The sequence below is a fragment of the Allobranchiibius sp. CTAmp26 genome (genome assembly GCF_017565405.1).
GTDB lineage: Bacteria > Actinomycetota > Actinomycetes > Actinomycetales > Dermatophilaceae > Allobranchiibius.
In genome coordinates this window covers 96052-115236 of the sequence record NZ_JAGEKR010000016.1, presented here as the reverse complement: position 1 = coordinate 115236, position 19185 = coordinate 96052, and the positions used below count along the sequence as shown (strand labels likewise).

Below are 19185 nucleotides of genomic sequence, written 5' to 3'. Positions count from 1 at the left end.
CTACTTGGCTTCGGCCTTCTTGCCGTAGCGCTCCTGGAAGCGGGCCACGCGGCCACCGGTGTCCAGGATTCGCTGCTTGCCCGTGTAGAACGGGTGGCACTTCGAGCACGTCTCGGCGGTGATGGTGCCGCCCTCGGCCGTGCTGCGGGTCTCGAACGTCGCGCCACAGGTGCAGGTGACGGTCGTGGGACCGTACGCGGGGTGGATGTCCTTCTTCACGGGTTTCTCCTAGCTGTCGGTTGCCTCCGGGTCGCCCGCTCGATGCGCGCGCTGCGTGAACCGGTGGCCAGCGGGCCATTCTGCCAGAACCTCTGACCTCCTCCTAAACGACACCGCCGCGAGGGCTATTCCGACGGGCGGACCGCGCCGTCGGCGGTCGCAAGATCGTCGGCCGAAGGGCCCCGCACGGGCCCCGGGGAAACTCGAGACCGTTAGGTATCCGAGCGGTCTGTGTGCTTACCCATAAGTAGCCATGAGGCGATTCCTGAGAGATCCTATAGAAATGACAACCGCCACTTCACCGCCAGAACACGCCCTGCGCAGGGACCACGAGGCACCGCTGACGCCACCCGTGCGGCACTTCCTGCGCAAGATGACGGTGGCCACCGGCGGCGGCATGTTCATCGACGGTTTCGTCTTCGCGACGTTCGCGGCGGCCATGGCCGGACGTGCCCACGAGGCGCTGCACGTCACCCATTTCTGGGACCAGATGATCTCCGCGTCGGTGCTGATCGGCACCTTCTTCGGCGGCCTGATCATCGGTTACATCACCGACAAGATCGGCCGCAAGCCGATGTTCACCTTTGACCTGATCCTCTTCAGCAGCTGCGCCTTCGCGCTGTTCTTCGTGCAGTCGGCGTGGCAGGTGTTCGCCCTCGGCGTCGTGATGGGTGTCGCCGTCGGCGGGGACTACGCGATCGGCTCGCCGCTGCTCGGCGAGTTCTCCCAGAAGAAGGATCGCGGCAACTACCTCGGCCTGCTGGAGATCAGCTGGAACGTCGGCTACGTCATCGCCTATCTCGTCGGATACACCATCAACTCCTACTGGCCCGGCGGCTGGCGGGTCATCCTCGGCGCCAGCGTCGTACCAGCCCTCATCTGCCTCGTCATCCGCCACGGCCTGCCCGAGTCGCCGCGCTGGCTGATGAGTAAGGGCCGCGACACCGAGGCCGAGCGGATCTACCGCGAAGAGCTGCAGGTGCGCGATCTGGGCGATCTCGCCGACGAGGAGCCGCAGGAGACCAACTTCGGCCTGCTCTTCTCCAAGGAGTACATCCGGCGCACGCTCTTCGCCTCCCTGTCCTGGAGCGCGATCGTGATGCCGTACTTCGCGCTAACCTTCTTCGGCCCTGTCATCCTCACGTCGATCGGCCTCAAGAACGCGCTGTTCGGCGCCCTGATCGGGACCCTGATCGCCCTCGTCGGCGCCACGCTCTCCTGGTTCTACATCGACAAGATCGGCCGCCGGCCCATCACCATCGTCCCGATGTTCGTCTGCGCCGCGTTCCTCTTCACGGCAGCGGCGTACTCCGTCGTGCCTGTCGGCGTGGCAGTGGTCGCGTACTTCGGGTACCTCTTCTCGTACGGGATCATGTCGATCACCACCGGCATCTACCCGTCCGAGGTGTTCCCGAGCTCGGTACGCGCATCGGGCCTGGGTGTCGCCAGCTCCACCAGCCGTGTCGCGGCGGCGTTCGGCACCTTCATGCTTCCCGTCATCAACGACGCCTACGGCACGTCGGTCGTCCTGATCATCATGGGCGCCGTCTCGCTGGGCGGCGGCATCATCTCCTACATGTGGGCGCCGGAGACCAACGGTCAGTCGCTCACCGAGAGCTCGCACCGCGACCTGACACACCGCAAGGCCGTGCCGGCGATGCCCACGGCCGCCTGACCCTCCCGTACGGCAACGAGAACGCCGCCCCCACCAGCTGGTGGGGGCGGCGTTTCGTCGTACCGACCGCTGGTTGTCAGCGGATTCCTGGCGCGGGCGCCATCGATCCGCTGACAACCGCGGGGTGCGGGATCAGTCCTCGTCGTCGAGCTTGATCGAGCTGGTCTGCTGCACCTGCATCAGGAACTCGGTGTTGCTCTTGGTCTTCTTCAACCGGTCCAGCAGCAGCTCGATGCCCTGCTGCGGGTCGAGTGCGGCGAGCACCCGGCGCAGCTTCCACATGATCTTCAGCTCGTCGGACGCGAGGAGGATCTCCTCGCGGCGCGTGCTGGAGGCGTTGAGGTCGACCGCCGGGAAGATGCGCCGCTCGGACAGCATCCGGGACAGCCGCAGCTCCATGTTGCCGGTGCCCTTGAACTCCTCGAAGATGACCTCGTCCATCTTGGACCCGGTCTCGATGAGCGCTGTGGCGAGGATCGTCAGCGATCCACCGAACTCGATGTTGCGCGCCGCACCGAAGAACTTCTTCGGCGGGTAGAGCGCGGCGCTGTCCACACCACCGGACAGGATGCGCCCGCTCGCCGGTGCGGCGAGGTTGTAGGCGCGGCCCAGCTTGGTGATGGAGTCCAGCAGGACGACGACGTCCAGACCCTGCTCGACCAGCCGCTTCGCGCGCTCGATGGCGAGCTCGGCGACCTGGGTGTGGTCGGTGGCGGGCCGATCGAACGTCGAGGCGATGACCTCGCCCTTCACGGCGCGCTGCATGTCGGTGACCTCTTCGGGTCGCTCGTCGACCAGCACCACCATGAGGTGGACCTCGGGGTTGTTGACCGTGATGGCGTTCGCCACGGCCTGCATGATCATCGTCTTACCGGCCTTGGCCGGCGCCACGAAGAGTCCGCGTTGGCCCTTTCCGATCGGAGCCACCAGGTCGATGATCCGGGTGGACAGGATGTTCGACTCGGTCTCCAGGCGCAGACGCTCCTGGGGGTAGAGCGGCGTCAGCTTGCCGAATTCGACCCGCTCGCGCGCCTTCTCGGGCGTCATGCCGTTCACGGTGTCGAGACGGACCAGCGCGTTGAACTTCTGACGCGCCGGCAGCTGCTCGCCCTCGCGCAGCGCACGGACCGCGCCGGTGATGGCGTCGCCCTTGCGCATGCCGCTCTTCTTGACCATGTTGATCGGCACGTAGACGTCGCTCTGCCCCGGCAGGTAACCGGTGGTCCGCACGAACGCGTAGTTGTCGAGCAGGTCGAGGATGCCGGCCACGGGCACGAGGACGTCGTCCTCGCGCACCTGGGTGTCGACGTCGCCGAAATCGTCGGCGCCACGGCCGCGCTTGCGGTCACGACCACGCTGACGACGACGGCCGCCGCGCTCGTCGTTCCAGTCGTCGCCGCCACGGCTCGCGTTGTTGCCCTGGTTGCCCTGGTTGCTACGACTCGGACCGGCGTTGCCGGTGTTGCCCGTGTTCCCCTGGCCCCGGTTGCCGCCACGGCCGTCCTGCTGGGTGTTGCCACCCTGTCGACCACCGCGGTTGTCGTTCCCGCGGTTGTCGTTCCCGCGGTTGTCGTTCCCGCGGTTGTCGTTGCCGCGGTCACCCTGCTGGGCGTTGCCACCCTGGCGCCCGTCGCGGTTGTCGCCCCCACGGCTGTCGCTGCCGCGGTTCTCGGGGTTGCGTTCGCTGCGCTCGTCGCGGTCGCTCGCGCCCTGCTGGTCACGGCGGTCGTTGCCGGACTGCTCGCTGGAGGAGCGGTCGCCCTCGTCACGACGTGCGCGACGCGGCTCGTCGTCCTGGCGGGTCTGGGTGGTCCGCCCGTTCCGCTGCACGCGATCGGTGACGTCGGGCGTCGTACGCGGCTGCTCCGGCGCCGAGGACGGCTCGGGAGCGCTGCCCTGCTCGACGTCGGCAGTGCGTGCAGGTGCCTGCACGGCCGCCGCGGGGGGCGTGGACTGCGGAGTGGTGGCCGGCGCGGTGACCCGGCCGCGTTCGCGACGCGGCGCGGCGCTCGTGGACGAACTGCCCCCCTGGCCACGCTCGCGGATGGCGGTCAACAGGTCGCTCTTGCGCATCTTGGATGTACCGCTGATGCCCATCGTCGAGGCCAGTTGCTTCAACTCGTCCAGCTTCAGAGTGCTGAGCGAGCCGGTGGAACGAGGCGCGCCCTGCTCAGGCGCGGCAAGTTCGGTGGTGTCTGTCACGAAGGTTCCTTCCCCCTCGTCAGAAACCGGCTGAACCGGTTATCAGATTGCGTGGCAAGCACTTTCGGCAGCCACGATTTTCCTTGCGAGGAACCGCCCGGGGTAGCCCGGCGATGGGTTCTTCGCAATGGTGATGCACTCACAGACCCGGACTTCGTCACGCGGCCTTTGGTGTGATGTGCAATGCAAACCTACACCGTCGTAGCGCTCAGAGCGAAACAACGCGCAGACCGTCTGCGGCGATTCCCGGCGTCGTCCGCGCCCACCGATCGTCCGCGCGGATCGCGCCGGCTCGCCCGCGGGTGGTGAGCACGAGGACCGACGGACCGGCGCCCGAGATGACGGCGGGGTGCCCGTCGGCCCGGAGGGTGTCCACCAGCTGCATCGAGGCGGGGTAGGAGGCGCGGCGCGCTTCCTGATGCAGCCAGTCGGCCGTCGCGGCGAGCAGCAGATCCGGTCGGCGGGTCATGGCCTCGATCAGCAGTGCCGCGCGGCCTGCAGTCCGCGCGGCGTCCGCCAACGGGACGACATCCGGCAGGACGGCGCGCGCCCGGTCGGTCGACAGAGTGCTGTCGGGGATGAAGATCACCGGCTCGATCTCGGGGTGCACCGGCGGGCACGTCGTCAGCCACCGGTCACCGGCGCGCCAGGAGACGGTGAGTCCGCCGTAGACGCTCGCCGACGCGTTGTCCGGATGACCCTCGAGGTCGCTCGCGATGTCGCTGACGGTACGCCGGGCCGCCTCGTCCAGGTGCGGCTCCACCAGCGCCACCGCGGCCGCCACTCCGGCGACGATGGCGGCAGCCGACGACCCGAGACCGCGAGAGTGGGGAACTCCGTTGTGGCAGTGCAGTTTCAACCCCGGTGGACCCGACACGCCCAGGCGCTCCCACGCGGTGCGCATCGATCGCCAGACGAGGTGCGTCTCGTCGTCGGGTACGACGCCGGCGCCTTCGCCGTCGACGCTGATGTGCAGGCCCGCGGGCACGATCTCGGCGGTGACGACGTCACCCATGCCGAGCGCCAGACCGATCGAATCGAAGCCGGGCCCGAGATTCGCGGTGCTCGCCGGGACCTCGACGCGGACTCTCTGCCCGAGTGGGAACAGTTGGGCCATCGGGAGATTCAGCCTTCGAGGTGCAGTGCCGCGGCTGCCGAGACGGCGTCGACAGAGACCTTGGTGGGCTGGATGTCCGAACCGTCGGCGGTCTTCAGAGCCCAGCTCGGATCCTTCAGGCCGTGTCCGGTGACGGTGCACACGATGGTCGCGCCGGCAGGCACCGCGCCCCGCTCGTGCATCATCAGCAGACCCGCGACACTCGCCGCCGACCCGGGCTCGACGAAGATGCCCTCACGGCTGGACAACAGCCGGTGGGCGGCCAGGATCTGATCGTCGGTCACCATGTCGATCACACCGCCGGAGTCGTCCCGCGCCTGCTCGGCCTGCTTCCAGGACGCCGGGTTGCCGATCCGGATCGCCGTGGCGATGGTGTCCGGCTCGTCGATCGGATGGCCCCTGACGATCGGGGCGGCGCCGGCGGCCTGGAAACCCCACATGGCCGGCGTACGGGATGCGACCGCCGGATCGCCTGTCACGCCCGCATATTCGCGATAGCCCTTCCAATACGCCGTGATGTTGCCGGCGTTCCCCACGGGTAGGCAGTGGATGTCGGGTGCGTCGCCCAGCACGTCGACCACCTCGAAGGCAGCGGTCTTCTGACCCTCGATGCGCGCCGGGTTGACGGAGTTGACCAGCTCGACCGGATAGGACTCCGCGAGCTTGCGGGCGAGGGTCAGGCAATCGTCGAAATTGCCTGCCACCTGGAGCAACTCGGCTCCATGCGCGATCGCCTGGCTGAGCTTGCCCAGGGCGATCTTCCCATCGGGGACGAGCACCCCGCAGGTCATTCCGGCCTTGGTGGCGTACGCCGCGGCCGAGGCACTGGTGTTGCCGGTCGAGGCGCAGATGACGGCCTTCGCACCGGCCTTGGCGGCCATCGAGATCGCCGCGGTCATGCCGCGGTCCTTGAACGAGCCGGTGGGATTCAGACCCTCGAACTTCACGTGGACCTGCGCGCCCACCAAGTCGCTCAGGTGCTTCGCGGGGATGAGCGGGGTGCCGCCCTCCCCGAGCGTGATGACGGGCGCGCCCGCCAGCATCGGCAACCGGTCGGCGTACTCCCGGATGACGCCTTTCCACAGGTGTGCCATGTGGGTCAGGCTCCTTCGACTCGCAGGACCGAGGCCACGGCCGTGACGTCGTCGTGCACCCGCAACAGGTCGACCGTGCGCGCGAGGGCGGCGTCGGTGGCCTCGTGGGTGACCAAGTGCAAGGTGGCGCGACCGGTGTCCGACCGTGCCACGCCCTGGCGCATGCTCTCGATCGAAACGCCCTCTGCGCCGAAGACATTCGCCACCTGCGCCAGCACTCCGGGCCGGTCGTCGACCTCCAGGCGGATGAAATAGCGAGTCAGCGCGGAGCCGATGCTCTGGACGGGCAGGCCGGCGTACGCCGACTCCCCCGGTCCGCGTCCGCCGCTCACCCGGTGCCGGGCGGCCTGCACGACGTCGCCGAGCACCGCGGATGCCGTGGGGTCCCCACCCGCGCCGGGCCCGTAGAACATCAGCTCACCGGCCAGCTCCGTCTGTACGAAGACGGCGTTGTAGGCGTCTCGCACCGAGGCGAGGGGATGCGAACGAGGCACGAGTGCCGGATGCACCCGCACGTTCAGCGCTGCGTCGCCGCCGTCGTCGGCCACCCGCTCGCAGATCGCGAGCAGCTTGATCACATGCCCCGTCATCCGCGCGGCGCGGATGTCCTCGGAGGTGATCGCCATGATGCCCTCGCAGTGCACCTCGCGGCTGGACACCCGGGTGTGGAAGGCGAGGGAGGCCAGGATCGCGGCCTTGGCGCGCGCGTCGTACCCCTCGACGTCGACCGTGGGGTCGGACTCGGCGTACCCCAGCTCCTGCGCCTCCCGCAGCACGTCGGCGAGTTCGGCGCCGGTGCGGTCCATCTTGTCGAGGATGAAGTTGGTGGTGCCGTTGACGATGCCGGTCACCCGGTGCACCGAGTCGCCCGCCAGGGAGACGTGCAGCGGGCGCAGCAGCGGGATCGCACCGGCCACCGCGGCCTCGTAGTAGAAGTCGACACCGGAGCGCTCGGCGGCCTCGTAGAGCTCCGGACCGTTCTCGCCGAGCAGGAGCTTGTTGGCGGTGATGACACCGGCGCCGGACGACATCGCATGCAGCAGCAGCTCGCGGGCCGGCTCCAACCCGCCCATCAGCTCGATCACGAGGTCGGCACGTGCGACCAATCCCATTGCGTCGGTGGTGAACTGGTCTTGCGACAAGCCGGACTCGGGTCGCGGTTTCTCGACGTCACGCACCGCCGCTCCGATGATCTGCAGCGGCGCCCCGATCCGCGCCTCGAACTCACCGGCCCGCTCCTGCAGCCGTCGCGCGACCGCCGAGCCCACCACTCCGCAGCCCAGCAGGGCCACCCGCACGGGTTCGCTCACGTCACTCCCCTTCCAGCGCCAACAGGTCGTCCATGGTCTCGCGCCGCAGCCACACGGCGACCTCGCCGTCGCGCAGGGCGAGCACGGGCGGACGCGGCACGTGGTTGTACTGGCTGGCGAGCGACCGGCAGTAGGCCCCGGTCGCCGGCACCGCCAGGAGGTCGCCGGCGCGTACGTCGTCCGGCAACGCCACGTCACGGACCACGATGTCGCCGCTCTCGCAGTGCTTGCCCACGACCCGGGTCTGCGTCGTGGTGGCACTGCCCGGCCGCCCGGCGAGCACGCAGGTGTAGTCGGCGTCGTAGAGCACCGGACGGGGGTTGTCGCTCATCCCGCCATCGACGGCGACGTAGGTGCGCACCAGGTCGTCGCTGACGCGGACCGGTTTGACGGTGCCGACCTCGTAGAGAGTGACGCCCGCCGGTCCGACGATCGCCCGCCCGGGCTCCACCGAGACACGCGGCAGCGGCATGCCGGCCTGCGCGCACGCGTCCCGCACGATGGCCGCGAGCTCCCCGGCCATCTCACGGGCGCTGAGCGGCTCGTCCGTCGGCAGGTAGGCGATCCCGAACCCTCCCCCGAGGTCGAGCTCCGGCAGCTGCACTCCATGGTCGGAGGCCACCTCCAGTTGCAGCGCGATCAACCGTCGGGCGGCTTCGCGGAACCCGTCGGACTCGAAGATCTGGCTGCCGATGTGAGAGTGGAAACCGAGCAGCTGCAACGCATCCGGCGCGGCGAGGACGCGGCGTACGGCCTCGCCCACCTGCCCGTCGAGGCTGAATCCGAACTTCTGGTCCTCGTGGGCGGTGGCGATGAACTCGTGGGTGTGGGCCTCGACCCCGGTCTTGGTGCGCAGCATCACCTGCGCCACCACGGACCTCTCGCGCGCGGCGGCGGCCACGCGATCGATCTCCTCGAACGAGTCGACGATGATCCGCCCGACCCCCGCATCGAGTGCCTGCGCGATCTCCGCGGGTGACTTGTTGTTGCCGTGCAGCGCGATCCGCTCCCCCGGAACGCCGGCGCGTTGCGCCACGGTGAGCTCGCCGCCAGAGCAGACGTCGAGACGCAGGCCCTCCTCCTGCAGCAGGCGAGCCATCGCGGTGCACAGGAACGCCTTGCCCGCGTAGTAGACGTCCGCACGGGTGCCGATGGCCTCGAAGGCGTCGGTGAATGCCTCGCGGAACTGCCTCGCACGACGCCGGATGTCGGCCTCGTCGAGCAGGTACGCCGGTGTCCCCCACTCGCGGGCGATATCGCGCAGATCGTGACCGGCGATGCGGACGGCGCCGTCGTCGGTGAGGCCGGCGCCGGACGGGAAGACCCGCTCCAGCACCGCCTCGCGGGAGTCGTGCGCGCTGATGTCAGACATGGCGGGGTAAAGGTACCGACCTCGCGGCCCACGGGCAGCGGGCGACCGCTGGGAGAGACGCGCCCGCGGGGCGCGCCACGGTCGGCGGACGCCGTTCGTGACCGTTCCTGTCGAAGTCCTGTCGGAGCCCCGGCGCCCGGTGTGGATTGCAGGTGGGTCGGCCCTGACTGGTACGGTGACGCCGCGCTGTGAAAGCGCTGCCCGCCCCCGTAGCTCAGGGGATAGAGCGTCGCCCTCCGGAGGCGAAAGCGCAGGTTCGAATCCTGCCGGGGGCACCCAGCAAGGCCACGAGACCGCAGGGCGACCTGCGGTCTCGCCCTTTTTTCGGCCCACGTGTGCGTTCTGCGTCCGTGGACAGTGCTGCAGCCCTGGCCGACGACGCAAACCGTCGGCACCGCTCGGTTGGTAGCGTCGATGGCAGCGGCGGGGGCTGGCGCGGAGCGCAACGAAGCGAGGGACCACCGGTGATGACCACCAGTAGGCGAACGCTGCTCGGAGCAGGCGTCGGCGCGGCGGTCGCGGGGGCGAGTGTCGTGCGGGGAGGGGGCGCGTCCGCTGCGACCGTTCCGAGCCGGCCCTACCCCTCGTGGTCGGCGATCGGCCCCTCCAGTGGCTTCCATGACGTCAGGGCCCTGCAGTACCTGCTCTACGCGGGCGGCTTCAAGGTGACGGCGTGGGAATCGACCTACGGGCCGGCGACCCGTGCCGCGACCGCCGCCTTCCAGCGCAGCGTCGGGCTGAGCGCCACGGGCCTCGCCGGCACGGGCACCGTGCAGTCGTTGTGCAGCCGTTCGGTGCGCTACGGCGTCAGCGATATCCGCACGTACGCCGTGCAGACACTGCTCGACAAGCACGGCTACGGCATGACCCTGCGCACCCCCTACGACGACACCCAGACCGACCGGAACGTGCGCGGTTTCCTGATCGGCCACGGGATGAACCGCGCCGCGTACGTCGATCGGGACGGGTGGAAGTCGCTTTTCGGACCGGTCACGTCCGGCCCCCTGATGGCGATGATGCAGCGGGACACCGGGGCTGCCCAGTGGGCCAACTGCGGCCCGGTCGCGATGGTCACGCTGCTGCTCACACTGGGAAGGACACCGCACAGCTGGGACGGGATCACCGCCGACCGGGCCGCCGCCGTGCGGTACATGCGCTACACCACGATGCGCGTGCCCGACACGACGGTGCGGAACGCCAGAGGCACCGAGTTTCCCGACCTGGCAACGGCATTCGCGGCGTACGGACTATCGGCATGGCACGGCGGCATCGACGACACGCTCGCGTACGCGCGTGCCGGCCGACCCTCGATCTGCGGGGGTGACGCGTACCGGATGCCGTACAAGAAGTCGGTCACGCACCCGGCATCGCACTGGGTGACCGTGCTCGGCTGGACCGGCGCCCACTACCTGGTGGCGGACCCGTTGAGCGACCCGACCACGGACTACGTCCACGCGCTCACCGAGAGCCAACTGCGCTACTACGCGGCGGCGAACCCCGGCCACCCCGCCTCGACGATCTCCCGGAACAGCGTCCTGCCCCGCTAGCGGCACCCCCGGGCGTCAGGCGCGGACCAGCAGGCCGTCGAAGACCAGGGCGCCGATCGCATCCGGCAGCGTCTGGGTGTGCTGGCGACTCGCCGGACGGGTCCATTCCACCAGGGAGTTGACGAGCCCGAAGATCAACCGTGCCGTGACGGTCGGGTCCAGGTCTGCTCGCAGATCACCCTCCCGGACCGCGTCGCGCACCAGCGAGGCGGCGTACCGGTCCAATGCGCGGCGGCGTTGCAGCGCGGCGAGTTCCACCGGGCTGTTGCCCCGCACCCGGAGCAGCAGCGTCACGTACGGCTGATGGTCCAGCAGGAGGACCACACTCGCGTGGACCAGGTGCTCCAACCGGCGTACGGCGCTGACCTCCAGTTCGCGAGCGCCCTGGGTCACTGCCTCGAGGCCGTCGAGGGCCCGGTCGAGGGCCAGCCGCAGCAGCACCTCCTTGCTCGCGACGTGGTGGTAGATCGCCGACTTCGCGATCCCGAGACGCTCGGACAGATCACCCATGCTCGTCGCGTCGTAGCCGCGCTCGTTGAAGACCTCCACCGCGACCGCGAGCAGGGAGTCCAGGTCGTACCCGGGCCGGCCGCGTCGCGCGGTCCGGGGCAGGGGCGGGGGCCCGGGTGCCTCACCGGACGTCATTCGCCGCGCCCCGGGGTCGCCATCCGGTGGCTGCGGCCGCGGAACTCCGCGACCACGCGGTCGCCGCAGCGCACCGTCACGTCGTAGACGCCCTGGCGGCCGAAGCCGACGCGCTGCACCGCCTCGGCGAGCAACACCTCGCCCACGCGCGCCGGCGAGACGAAGACGATGTCGCCGGAGCTGGCGACGGTGACCGGCCCGGCAGCGTTGCAGGCGCAGGCGAACGCCGTGTCGGCGAGGCTGAAGATCATCCCGCCGTGCGCCATCCCGTGTCCGTTGACCATGTCGGGACGCACGGTCATCCGGGTGCTGGCGCGCTCGTCGGCGCAGTCCACCAGTTCGATCCCCAGTGACTGCGAGGCCCGATCGGCCGCCATCATGGCGTGCACGGCTTGCAGATCCGCCATCTCGCCTCCTCGCCTTTACCGACCGAACGATCGGTCACTCTCGGCAACCGAACCTAGCCCGTCGTTCCAGCGGATACCGTCGGGCCGTGACATCCGGACGCCACTCCACCCCCGCGCGACGCACGGTGGTGGGAGCGTCGGCGCGGTGGCTGCCGGTCGTGGTCTGCCTGCTCGCCTCGTACGCCGCGGCGCACACGCATGTGCCCCTGGCCGAGAGCTCGATCTACCTGGTCGCCACGATCTGGTCGGTCCTGCTGCCCGGCGTGCTGGTGCTGCGCTTGTGCCGGGGTCAGGCGGCGTCATTGCTCGAAGAGCTCGCCATCGGCTTCGTGGTGGGCATCATGGTCCAACTGCTCGCCTGGGCCGCCTTCGTCTCCCTCGGTGCCGGTCAGTTGCTCGTGCTCTACCCACTGCCGGTGGTGGCCGCGGCCGCCCTCATCCCCCAGTGGCGGGCGCGGTTGCGCAGCACGCCGTACGCCCGACGGGAGCCGTGGTGGGGGGTCTGGTCGCTCACGGCCGCGTACGTCGTGTCGGTCGGGCTCCTCGCGACCCGCACCTTCGCGACCAATCCGCTGCCGCCATCGCGAGTGCGCTGGTACCCGGACCTCTACTGGCACGTCGCGGTCGCCGCGTCGGCGCGCACCTCCGTGCCGCCCCTCGTGCCCCAGGTGTCCGGTCAGACCCTCGTGTACCACTGGTTCTCGCACGCGCACATGGCCGCCGACTCCCTCGTGTCGCACGTCGACGTGCTCGTCGTCGCCAGCCGTCTCTGGTATCTCCCGGTGTACGCCGCCATCGTCGCGCTCACCTACCTGCTCGCCACCCGGCTGGCACGAACCCCCAAGGCCGGGGTGGTGGCGCTGGTGCTGCTCCTGACCGACGCCGGGATCAACCCGGTGCGCTGGGTGAGCGCGCAGGGGACCGATGCCCTCGTCCCCCTGTCCCCATCGGAGATCCTGGGGGTGCCGGTGCTGCTGGTGACCACGTGGTGGCTCATCGAGATCGTGCGCGGGGCACGGCCGACCCGCGCCGGCTGGGTGCTGCTCGGGCTGATGATGCTCACCTGTGCCGGGTCCAAGTCCTCCAACCTGCCGGTCATCGCGTGCGGGCTGCTGCTGGTCGGCGCGGTGCAGCTCCTCCGCCGACGGCGTCGGTCGGGGGCGCAAGGAGAGCCTGGGGGGCCAGGCGAGCCCGCCGGCCCGGGAGGCCGGGAGGGCCCCGCGCGTGCCACCTGGATCGCTCTCGGCGTCTGCGTGGTCGTCCTGGGCCTGACCGCACCGTTCCTCGCGGGTGGCAGCAACGTCTCGACCCTCAAGTCCTTGGCCCTGTCACGCAACCGGGTGGCCGCCCTCTTCGATCCGGGAAGCCACCCCGGCGGCCCGCTCTTCTACGGGCTGCTGATCGTCCTCAGCGTCCTCACGCTGCTGCAGTTCGCCGCCCTGCTGCTCGCACTGCCGCTCCGCGCCGACCCCGCCGTCGTCCTGCTCGCCGGCATGCTCGTGGCCGGGTTCGTGGCGACCCAGCTCGTCTTCCATCCCAGCGATTCGGAGGTCTACTTCCTGCGCGGCGTGGCGCCGATCTCCGAGGTGCTCATCGCGTGGGGTCTCGCTGTGGTGGTGCACCGCACCCGACCGCCCCTGTGGATGCTCGCTGCGAGCGCGCTCACAGGCGGCGCGGTGATCGGCCTCGTACGCCGACTGAGCGGAACCCGAGCCCCTGGACCGCACGCCGCGCTCACCACGGTGACGGTCGTCGCAGGGATCTGCGTGGTGCTCGTCGTGGCGGGGCTCATGGCCTGGCGCCGCTACGGCACCCGGGTGCGCGGCGTGCTCGCCGGCCTGCTGATCGGTGCGGCCGTGATCCCTGCCGCCGTCCCCTTCGCCCAGACCGGCCTCAGCCACTCCACTGTCGACCAGCCGTCCAACCTGCTCACCAGGGGCGACATCGCGGGCACGACCTGGCTGCGCGCCCACACCCCCGAGACCACGCTGATCGCGACCAATGTGCACTGCCGCAAAGGGCCGACGTTCCCGCTGTGCGACGCGCGAGCCCTGTGGGTGACCGGACTGAGCGGGCGTCGGGCGTACGTCGAGTCGTGGGGTTACACCGATCAGGCGTACGCGACGGCGAAGCACCCGCGACCTGGTGAGAAGGGCGTCTTCTACTGGAGCGCCTCGTTCTATGACAAGCCGCGGCTGAAGCTCAACGACGCCGCGTTCAACGCGCCCACGGCGGAGGACCTGCGCGTGCTCTACGACCGCGGGGTGCGTTACCTCTTCGGCAGCAGCCGAGCGAGTGAGGTGTCACCGGAACTGGCGAACCTGGCCCAGCGGGTCTTCCACTCCGGTGACGTGACGATCTACCGCCTCCACCGGCCCTGAGGTGGACCGGAGCACCGCCGGAGGTGGCGCAGGTCACGTACTCGGGGTAAATTACTGAACGACTGGTCGGTAATTCCGACGGCGTCTCGACACCAGGGAGTACGGCGTGACGACGACTCTTCCCGCCCCGCACGTTGACGATCTGCAACAGCACTTCGACACGACCATCTCCGACGACCGGCGGATCGAACCGCGCGACTGGATGCCGGACGCCTATCGCAAGACGATGATCCGGCAGATCGCCCAGCACGCCCACTCGGAGATCATCGGCATGCAGCCGGAGGGCAACTGGATCACCCGTGCGCCCTCGCTGCGCCGCAAGGCGGTCCTCCTGGCCAAGGTGCAGGACGAGGCCGGGCACGGGATGTACCTCTACAGCGCCGCCGAGACCCTCGGCGCCGATCGCGCCGACATGACCGGCAAGCTCGTCACCGGACGGCAGAAGTACTCCTCGATCTTCAACTATCCGACCCTCAGCTACGCCGACGTCGGGGTGATCGGCTGGCTCGTCGACGGGGCGGCCATCTGCAACCAGGTGCCGCTGTGCCGGGCCTCGTACGGGCCGTACGCGCGAGCGATGGTGCGCATCTGCAAGGAGGAGTCCTTCCATCAACGGCAGGGCTACGAACTGCTGCTCACGATGATGCGCGGTTCGGCAAAGCAGCGCGCGATGGTGCAGGAGGCGACCAACCGCTTCTGGTGGCCGTCGCTGATGATGTTCGGGCCGCCCGACCATCGCTCCCCCAACACCGAGCAGTCGATGCGGTGGGGCATCAAGCGGCACACCAACGACGAGCTGCGTCAGCGGTTCGTGGATATGACGGTGCCCCAGGCCGCCAAGCTCGGCGTCACCCTGCCCGACCCCGACCTGCGGTGGAACGAGGAGCGGGGGCGGCACGACTTCGGCGAGATCGACTGGTCGGAGTTCGACGCCGTGCTGAAGGGCGACGGCCCCTGCAACACCCAGCGCGTGCAGCACCGCCGCACCGCGCACGAGGACGGTGCGTGGGTGCGTGAGGCCGCGACCGCGTACGCCGCCAAGACCGCAGCACGACAGGGTGCGAAGAAGGTTGTCTCGTGAGTGAATTCACCGCCGAGGGCGGCCACGGGGCCGTGCCCACCGAGGGCGTCCCGGTCGAGCCGACACCCGGTGCCGTGCGCTCGGACTGGCCGCTCTACGAGGTCTTCCTGCGCGGCAAGCGCGGGCTGAACCACGTCCACGTCGGATCGCTGCATGCCGCGGACGCCGACATGGCGTTGCACCACGCCCGGGACCTCTACACCCGCCGCAACGAGGGCGTCAGCATCTGGGTCGTGGCCTCCGCCGACATCACGGCGTCCAGCCCGGCCGAGAAGGACCCGTTCTTCGCGCCCTCCGGCGACAAGGTCTACCGCCACCCGACCTTCTACGACATCCCGGCCGACGTGCCGCACATGTGACGAGGCTGCGATGACCGATCACCTCTATGACGCGCTCGCCGACGTCCACACCGGCGACGAACGCTGGGCGTTCGGCACCGGGTTCACGGACGCTCTCGAGGGCATCGACACCACCGTGCCCCCCGAGCTGGACGCCGACGCGCTCGCGGCGTACTGCCTGATGCTCGGCGACGACGCCCTCGTGATGTCGCACCGGCTGCAGCAGTGGGTCACCCGGCTGCCCGAGCTGGAGGAGGAGACCGCCGTCGCCAACGTCGCTCTCGACCTGCTCGGTCAGGCGCGGATGCTGCTGGCCCGGGCGGGCACGATCCTCGGCCGCAGCGAGGACGAGCTCGCCTACTTCCGTGATGCGCAGGACTTCCGCAATGTGCGGCTCGTCGAGCCCGTCGACGACGACTTCGCCCAGCTCGTGGTGCGCCTGATGGTCTTCAGCACCTGGCGTCTCGCGCTGTTCGAGCAGGTGCAGTTGGTCGCCGACCCGGTGCTCGCCGCCATCGCCGCCAAGGGGGTCAAGGAATTGCGCTACCACCGCGACTACGCCGCGGGCTGGGTCGTGCGGCTGGGCGACGGCACTCCCCTGTCACACGACAGGGCGGCGGCGGCGCTCGATCGTGTCTGGCCGGTGGTGCCCGAGCTGTGGCGGCACTGCGCCGCGCAGTCGGCGTTGGGCGTTGAACCGCCAGAGGCGCAGGTGCTCGACGTGCTCGCGGGTGTCTTCGAGACCGCCACGCTGCGCATCCCCGAGGACGCCCACACCGTCGGTGCCGTCGACGGTCGCACCGGCCGGGACGGCATCCACACCGAGGCGCTCGGATATCTCCTCGCCGAGCTGCAGAGCGTCGCCCGGGCCGACCCGGAGGCGACATGGTGACCGCGGCCGCCAGCTCGGCCACGACACACGGTGCGGCGTGGGCGGCGGCCGCGCAGACTCCCGACCCCGAGCTGCCGATGCTGACCCTGGCCGACCTGGGGATCCTGCGCGACGTCCAGGAACTCGAGGACCGCGTCGTCGCCACCATCACACCGACCTACTCGGGGTGCCCGGCGATGCGCGAGATCGGGCTCGACGTACGCCGTCGACTCGAGGCTGCGGGATACGAGAACGTCCAGGTGGCAACGCAACTCGCGCCGGCTTGGACCAGCGACTGGATCACCGAGGAGGGCCGTGGCAAGCTGCGCGCCGCAGGGATCGCACCCCCCGGAGCCGCATGGACCGGCACCGGTCCGGTGCCGGTGACGCTCGGACTTCCCACCAGCGCGCCGTGCCCGCACTGCGGATCTGCGAGCACCTCCCACACCGCCGCATTCGGTGCGACAGCGTGTCGCTCGCTGCATCGTTGTCACACGTGCGGCGAGCCCTTTGAAGCAGTGAAGGCGATATGAGGACCGACTTCCACGCGCTCACCGTGCAGCACGTCGAGCAGCTCACCGACGACTCGACAGCGCTCACCTTCGCGGTGCCGCCCGCGCTCGCCGACGACTTCCGCTTCGCGCCCGGGCAGAGCCTGACCGTGCGCCGCGGTGAGGAGAGGCGCTCCTACTCCATCTGCGCCGCGAGCGGTGAGGCGCCGCGGATCGGAGTGCGTGAGGTCGCAGGCGGGGCGGTCAGCAGTTGGCTCGTGCACGACGTACGCGCCGGTGACAGTCTCGAAGTACAAACGCCCACAGGCCGATTCGTGCCCGATCTCACGACACCAGCTCGTCACGTGCTGATCGCCGCCGGCTCGGGCATCACCCCGATGATGTCGATCGCGCGGTCAGTGCTGGAGGCCGACGACGCCTCGACCGTGACCCTGCTCTACGGCAACCGGCAGACCGACTCGGTGATGTTCGCCGACGAGATCGCCGACTGCAAGGACGCCCACCCCACCCGGATGCAGATCGTCCACGTGCTCTCGCGCGAGCCGCAGGAGGTCGAGCTCTTCGGCGGTCGGATCGACGTGGAGCGACTCACGGCCGTCCTCGCCGGCACCGTCGACGTCCCGTCGGTGGACCACTGGTGGCTGTGCGGACCGCTGGGGATGGTCGAGGCGGCGTACGACGTCCTCACCGGTCGTGACGTACCGCGCGAACGCATCCACCGCGAGCTCTTCTGGGTCGGCGACGTGCCGCCGGTCGAGGCCACCCACACGGACGCCGCGCCGGTCGACGGCGCACAGGCGACGATCGTGTTGGAGGGCCGCAGCAGTCTGGTGACCGTGCCGACCGACACGCCGGTGCTGGACGCCGGACAGAAGGTGCGTCCCGACCTGCCGTTCGCCTGCAAGGGCGGCGTGTGCGGCACCTGCCGTGCCAAGGTCACTGACGGGTCGGTGCGGATGCTGCGCAACTACGCCCTCGAACCTGAGGAGGTCGATGCCGGATATGTGTTGACCTGTCAGGCGATTCCGACCAGCGACCGGTTGACGGTCGACTACGACGGCTGAGGAGTCGCGATGGATCGCACGCCCGCGCGGGACACGCTCGACCCCATCGAACGCGTCGGCGTCGATGAGTTGCGGGCACTGCAACTGACCCGGCTGCAGTGGTCGGTGCGGCACGCGTACGACAACGTCCCGCACTACCGCGCAGCGTTCGAGGCCGTCCGCGCCCACCCGGACGACGTACGCGATCTGTCCGACCTCGCGCGGCTCCCCTTCACCACCAAGGCCGACCTGCGCGACAACTACCCGTTCGGGATGTTCGCCGTGCCACGCGAGCAGGTGTCACGGGTGCACGCATCCTCGGGGACGACGGGTCGGCCCACCGTTGTCGGGTACACCGCAGAGGACATCACCACCTGGTCGAGCCTCATGGCGCGATCCATCCGCGCGGGCGGCGGCCGGGCCGGCGACATCATCCACGTCGCCTACGGGTACGGCCTGTTCACCGGCGGGCTCGGCGCCCACTACGGCGCGGAGGCCCTGGGCGCGACCGTCGTACCGGTGTCCGGGGGCATGACCCAGCGGCAGGTGACGCTGATCCGAGACTTCCGACCCGACGTGATCATGGTGACGCCGAGCTACATGCTGGTCATCGCCGACGAGATGGAGCGCCAGGGCATCGACCCGCGCGAATCCTCACTGCAGGTGGGCATCTTCGGTGCCGAGCCCTGGACCCAGCAGATGCGCGAGGAGCTCGAACGGCGGGTCGGGATCGACGCGGTCGACATCTACGGCCTGTCGGAGCTGATGGGCCCGGGCGTGGCGATGGAGTGCGTGGAGACCAAGGACGGGCTGCATCTCTGGGAGGACCATTTCTACCCCGAGATCGTCGATCCGATCACCGACGAGGTGCTGCCGGACGGGCAGGTCGGTGAGCTGGTCATCACGTCGCTCACCAAGCAGGCGATGCCGATCATGCGCTACCGCACCCGTGACCTGACCCGACTGCTGCCCGGGACGGCCCGGCCGATGCGGCGTATCGAGAAGATCACCGGCCGGTCCGACGACCTGATGATCGTGCGCGGGGTGAACCTCTTCCCGACGCAGATCGAGGAACTGGTGCTCGCGACGCCGTCGCTCAGCCCGCACTTCCAGTGCGTCCTCACTCGCCCCGAGCGGATGGACGAACTCGTCGTACGCGTGGAGCGGCTGGCCGACGCCCCCGCCGATCGCGCGTCCCGCGCCGGTGCGGACCTCCGTTCGGCCATCAAGGAACGGATCGGGGTCAGCGTGCGCGTCGAGGTGGTCGACCCCGACACCATCGAACGGTCGGTGGGCAAGATGCGCCGTATCGTCGACTCCCGCTAGGGCCTCCCACACCACCGAGTGGCATACATATGTGTCGAGTGGCAT

General features: G+C 69.6%; 17 protein-coding genes and 1 tRNA gene. 10 read left to right on the top strand and 8 right to left on the bottom strand.

Annotated features, from left to right (window positions below):
* Positions 1-219 carry a 50S ribosomal protein L31 gene (gene rpmE / locus J4030_RS12085; RefSeq protein ID WP_208049477.1) on the bottom strand — a complete coding sequence of 73 codons (219 nt, stop codon included), beginning with the start codon at positions 217-219 and terminating at the stop codon, positions 1-3.
* A gap of 283 nt (positions 220-502) precedes the next feature.
* Here rpmE and J4030_RS12080 point away from each other — a divergent pair, with 283 nt between their 5' ends.
* Positions 503-1894: an MFS transporter gene (locus J4030_RS12080; protein ID WP_208049476.1), complete on the top strand. Its 1392-nt coding sequence runs from the start codon at positions 503-505 to the stop codon at positions 1892-1894.
* Positions 1895-2026: 132 nt separating this feature from the next.
* On the opposite strand, the gene rho is transcribed toward J4030_RS12080, so the two are convergent.
* The 5 genes from rho to lysA form a co-directional block, all read right to left on the bottom strand.
* Complete coding sequence (gene rho / locus J4030_RS12075; RefSeq protein WP_243763290.1) at positions 2027-3991, bottom strand: transcription termination factor Rho; 1965 nt, start codon at positions 3989-3991, stop codon at positions 2027-2029.
* A 313-nt stretch (positions 3992-4304) separates the two neighbouring features.
* Positions 4305-5213 (bottom strand): homoserine kinase, encoded by a 909-nt coding sequence (gene thrB, locus J4030_RS12070; RefSeq protein ID WP_208049474.1) that lies wholly within the window; start codon positions 5211-5213, stop codon positions 4305-4307.
* Between the two features lie 8 nt (positions 5214-5221).
* Positions 5222-6307: a threonine synthase gene (gene thrC / locus J4030_RS12065; RefSeq protein ID WP_208049473.1), complete on the bottom strand. Its 1086-nt coding sequence runs from the start codon at positions 6305-6307 to the stop codon at positions 5222-5224.
* 5 nt (positions 6308-6312) lie between these two features.
* Entirely contained in the window at positions 6313-7617 is a 1305-nt protein-coding gene (locus tag J4030_RS12060) for a homoserine dehydrogenase (RefSeq protein WP_208049472.1), read from the bottom strand.
* Between the two features lies 1 nt (position 7618).
* Positions 7619-8989: a diaminopimelate decarboxylase gene (gene lysA / locus J4030_RS12055; RefSeq protein ID WP_208049471.1), complete on the bottom strand. Its 1371-nt coding sequence runs from the start codon at positions 8987-8989 to the stop codon at positions 7619-7621.
* Between the two features lie 203 nt (positions 8990-9192).
* On the opposite strand from lysA, the gene J4030_RS12050 reads away from it, so the two are divergent.
* A tRNA-Arg gene (locus J4030_RS12050) sits at positions 9193-9264 on the top strand.
* A gap of 192 nt (positions 9265-9456) precedes the next feature.
* Positions 9457-10536 carry a peptidoglycan-binding protein gene (locus J4030_RS12045; RefSeq protein ID WP_208049470.1) on the top strand — a complete coding sequence of 360 codons (1080 nt, stop codon included), beginning with the start codon at positions 9457-9459 and terminating at the stop codon, positions 10534-10536.
* A 15-nt stretch (positions 10537-10551) separates the two neighbouring features.
* Here the strand turns inward: J4030_RS12045 and J4030_RS12040 are convergent, their stop codons facing one another.
* Both J4030_RS12040 and paaI read right to left on the bottom strand, forming a co-directional pair.
* Entirely contained in the window at positions 10552-11181 is a 630-nt protein-coding gene (locus J4030_RS12040; RefSeq protein ID WP_243763259.1) for a TetR/AcrR family transcriptional regulator, read from the bottom strand.
* A complete protein-coding gene (paaI, locus tag J4030_RS12035) occupies positions 11178-11588 on the bottom strand; it encodes a hydroxyphenylacetyl-CoA thioesterase PaaI (RefSeq protein WP_208049469.1) in 411 nt (136 codons plus the stop codon). The genes J4030_RS12040 and paaI overlap by 4 nt, the downstream gene beginning before the upstream one ends.
* An 86-nt stretch (positions 11589-11674) precedes the next feature.
* Here paaI and J4030_RS12030 point away from each other — a divergent pair, with 86 nt between their 5' ends.
* The 7 genes from J4030_RS12030 to paaK all read left to right on the top strand — a co-directional run bounded on the left by J4030_RS12030 (position 11675) and on the right by paaK (position 19140).
* Entirely contained in the window at positions 11675-13969 is a 2295-nt protein-coding gene (locus J4030_RS12030) for a hypothetical protein (RefSeq protein WP_208049468.1), read from the top strand.
* A gap of 106 nt (positions 13970-14075) precedes the next feature.
* Positions 14076-15050 carry a 1,2-phenylacetyl-CoA epoxidase subunit PaaA gene (gene paaA / locus J4030_RS12025; RefSeq protein WP_208049467.1) on the top strand — a complete coding sequence of 325 codons (975 nt, stop codon included), beginning with the start codon at positions 14076-14078 and terminating at the stop codon, positions 15048-15050.
* A 74-nt stretch (positions 15051-15124) separates the two neighbouring features.
* Positions 15125-15409 (top strand): 1,2-phenylacetyl-CoA epoxidase subunit PaaB, encoded by a 285-nt coding sequence (paaB, locus tag J4030_RS12020; protein WP_208049631.1) that lies wholly within the window; start codon positions 15125-15127, stop codon positions 15407-15409.
* Between the two features lie 10 nt (positions 15410-15419).
* Positions 15420-16280: a 1,2-phenylacetyl-CoA epoxidase subunit PaaC gene (gene paaC / locus J4030_RS12015; RefSeq protein ID WP_208049466.1), complete on the top strand. Its 861-nt coding sequence runs from the start codon at positions 15420-15422 to the stop codon at positions 16278-16280.
* The gene (paaD, locus tag J4030_RS12010) at positions 16274-16792 is read left to right on the top strand and encodes a 1,2-phenylacetyl-CoA epoxidase subunit PaaD (RefSeq protein WP_208049465.1); all 519 of its coding nucleotides are present in this window, start codon (positions 16274-16276) and stop codon (positions 16790-16792) included. Before paaC ends, paaD begins: the two co-directional genes overlap by 7 nt.
* The gene (gene paaE / locus J4030_RS12005) at positions 16789-17835 is read left to right on the top strand and encodes a 1,2-phenylacetyl-CoA epoxidase subunit PaaE (RefSeq protein ID WP_208049464.1); all 1047 of its coding nucleotides are present in this window, start codon (positions 16789-16791) and stop codon (positions 17833-17835) included. Before paaD ends, paaE begins: the two co-directional genes overlap by 4 nt.
* A 9-nt stretch (positions 17836-17844) precedes the next feature.
* Positions 17845-19140, top strand: a complete 1296-nt coding sequence (gene paaK / locus J4030_RS12000; protein ID WP_208049463.1) for a phenylacetate--CoA ligase PaaK — start codon at positions 17845-17847, stop codon at positions 19138-19140.
* The last annotated feature ends 45 nt before the right edge of the window (positions 19141-19185 follow it).

Coding starts and splice junctions, on each gene's coding strand:
- J4030_RS12080 (WP_208049476.1), top strand. CDS start 503: ATGACAACCGCCACTTCACCGCCAGAACACGCCCTGCGCAGGGACCAC.
- rho (WP_243763290.1), bottom strand. CDS start 3,991: ATGGGCATCAGCGGTACATCCAAGATGCGCAAGAGCGACCTGTTGACC.
- thrB (WP_208049474.1), bottom strand. CDS start 5,213: ATGGCCCAACTGTTCCCACTCGGGCAGAGAGTCCGCGTCGAGGTCCCG.
- thrC (WP_208049473.1), bottom strand. CDS start 6,307: ATGGCACACCTGTGGAAAGGCGTCATCCGGGAGTACGCCGACCGGTTG.
- lysA (WP_208049471.1), bottom strand. CDS start 8,989: ATGTCTGACATCAGCGCGCACGACTCCCGCGAGGCGGTGCTGGAGCGG.
- J4030_RS12045 (WP_208049470.1), top strand. CDS start 9,457: ATGACCACCAGTAGGCGAACGCTGCTCGGAGCAGGCGTCGGCGCGGCG.
- J4030_RS12040 (WP_243763259.1), bottom strand. CDS start 11,181: ATGACGTCCGGTGAGGCACCCGGGCCCCCGCCCCTGCCCCGGACCGCG.
- paaI (WP_208049469.1), bottom strand. CDS start 11,588: ATGGCGGATCTGCAAGCCGTGCACGCCATGATGGCGGCCGATCGGGCC.
- paaC (WP_208049466.1), top strand. CDS start 15,420: ATGACCGATCACCTCTATGACGCGCTCGCCGACGTCCACACCGGCGAC.
- paaD (WP_208049465.1), top strand. CDS start 16,274: ATGGTGACCGCGGCCGCCAGCTCGGCCACGACACACGGTGCGGCGTGG.
- paaE (WP_208049464.1), top strand. CDS start 16,789: ATGAGGACCGACTTCCACGCGCTCACCGTGCAGCACGTCGAGCAGCTC.
- paaK (WP_208049463.1), top strand. CDS start 17,845: ATGGATCGCACGCCCGCGCGGGACACGCTCGACCCCATCGAACGCGTC.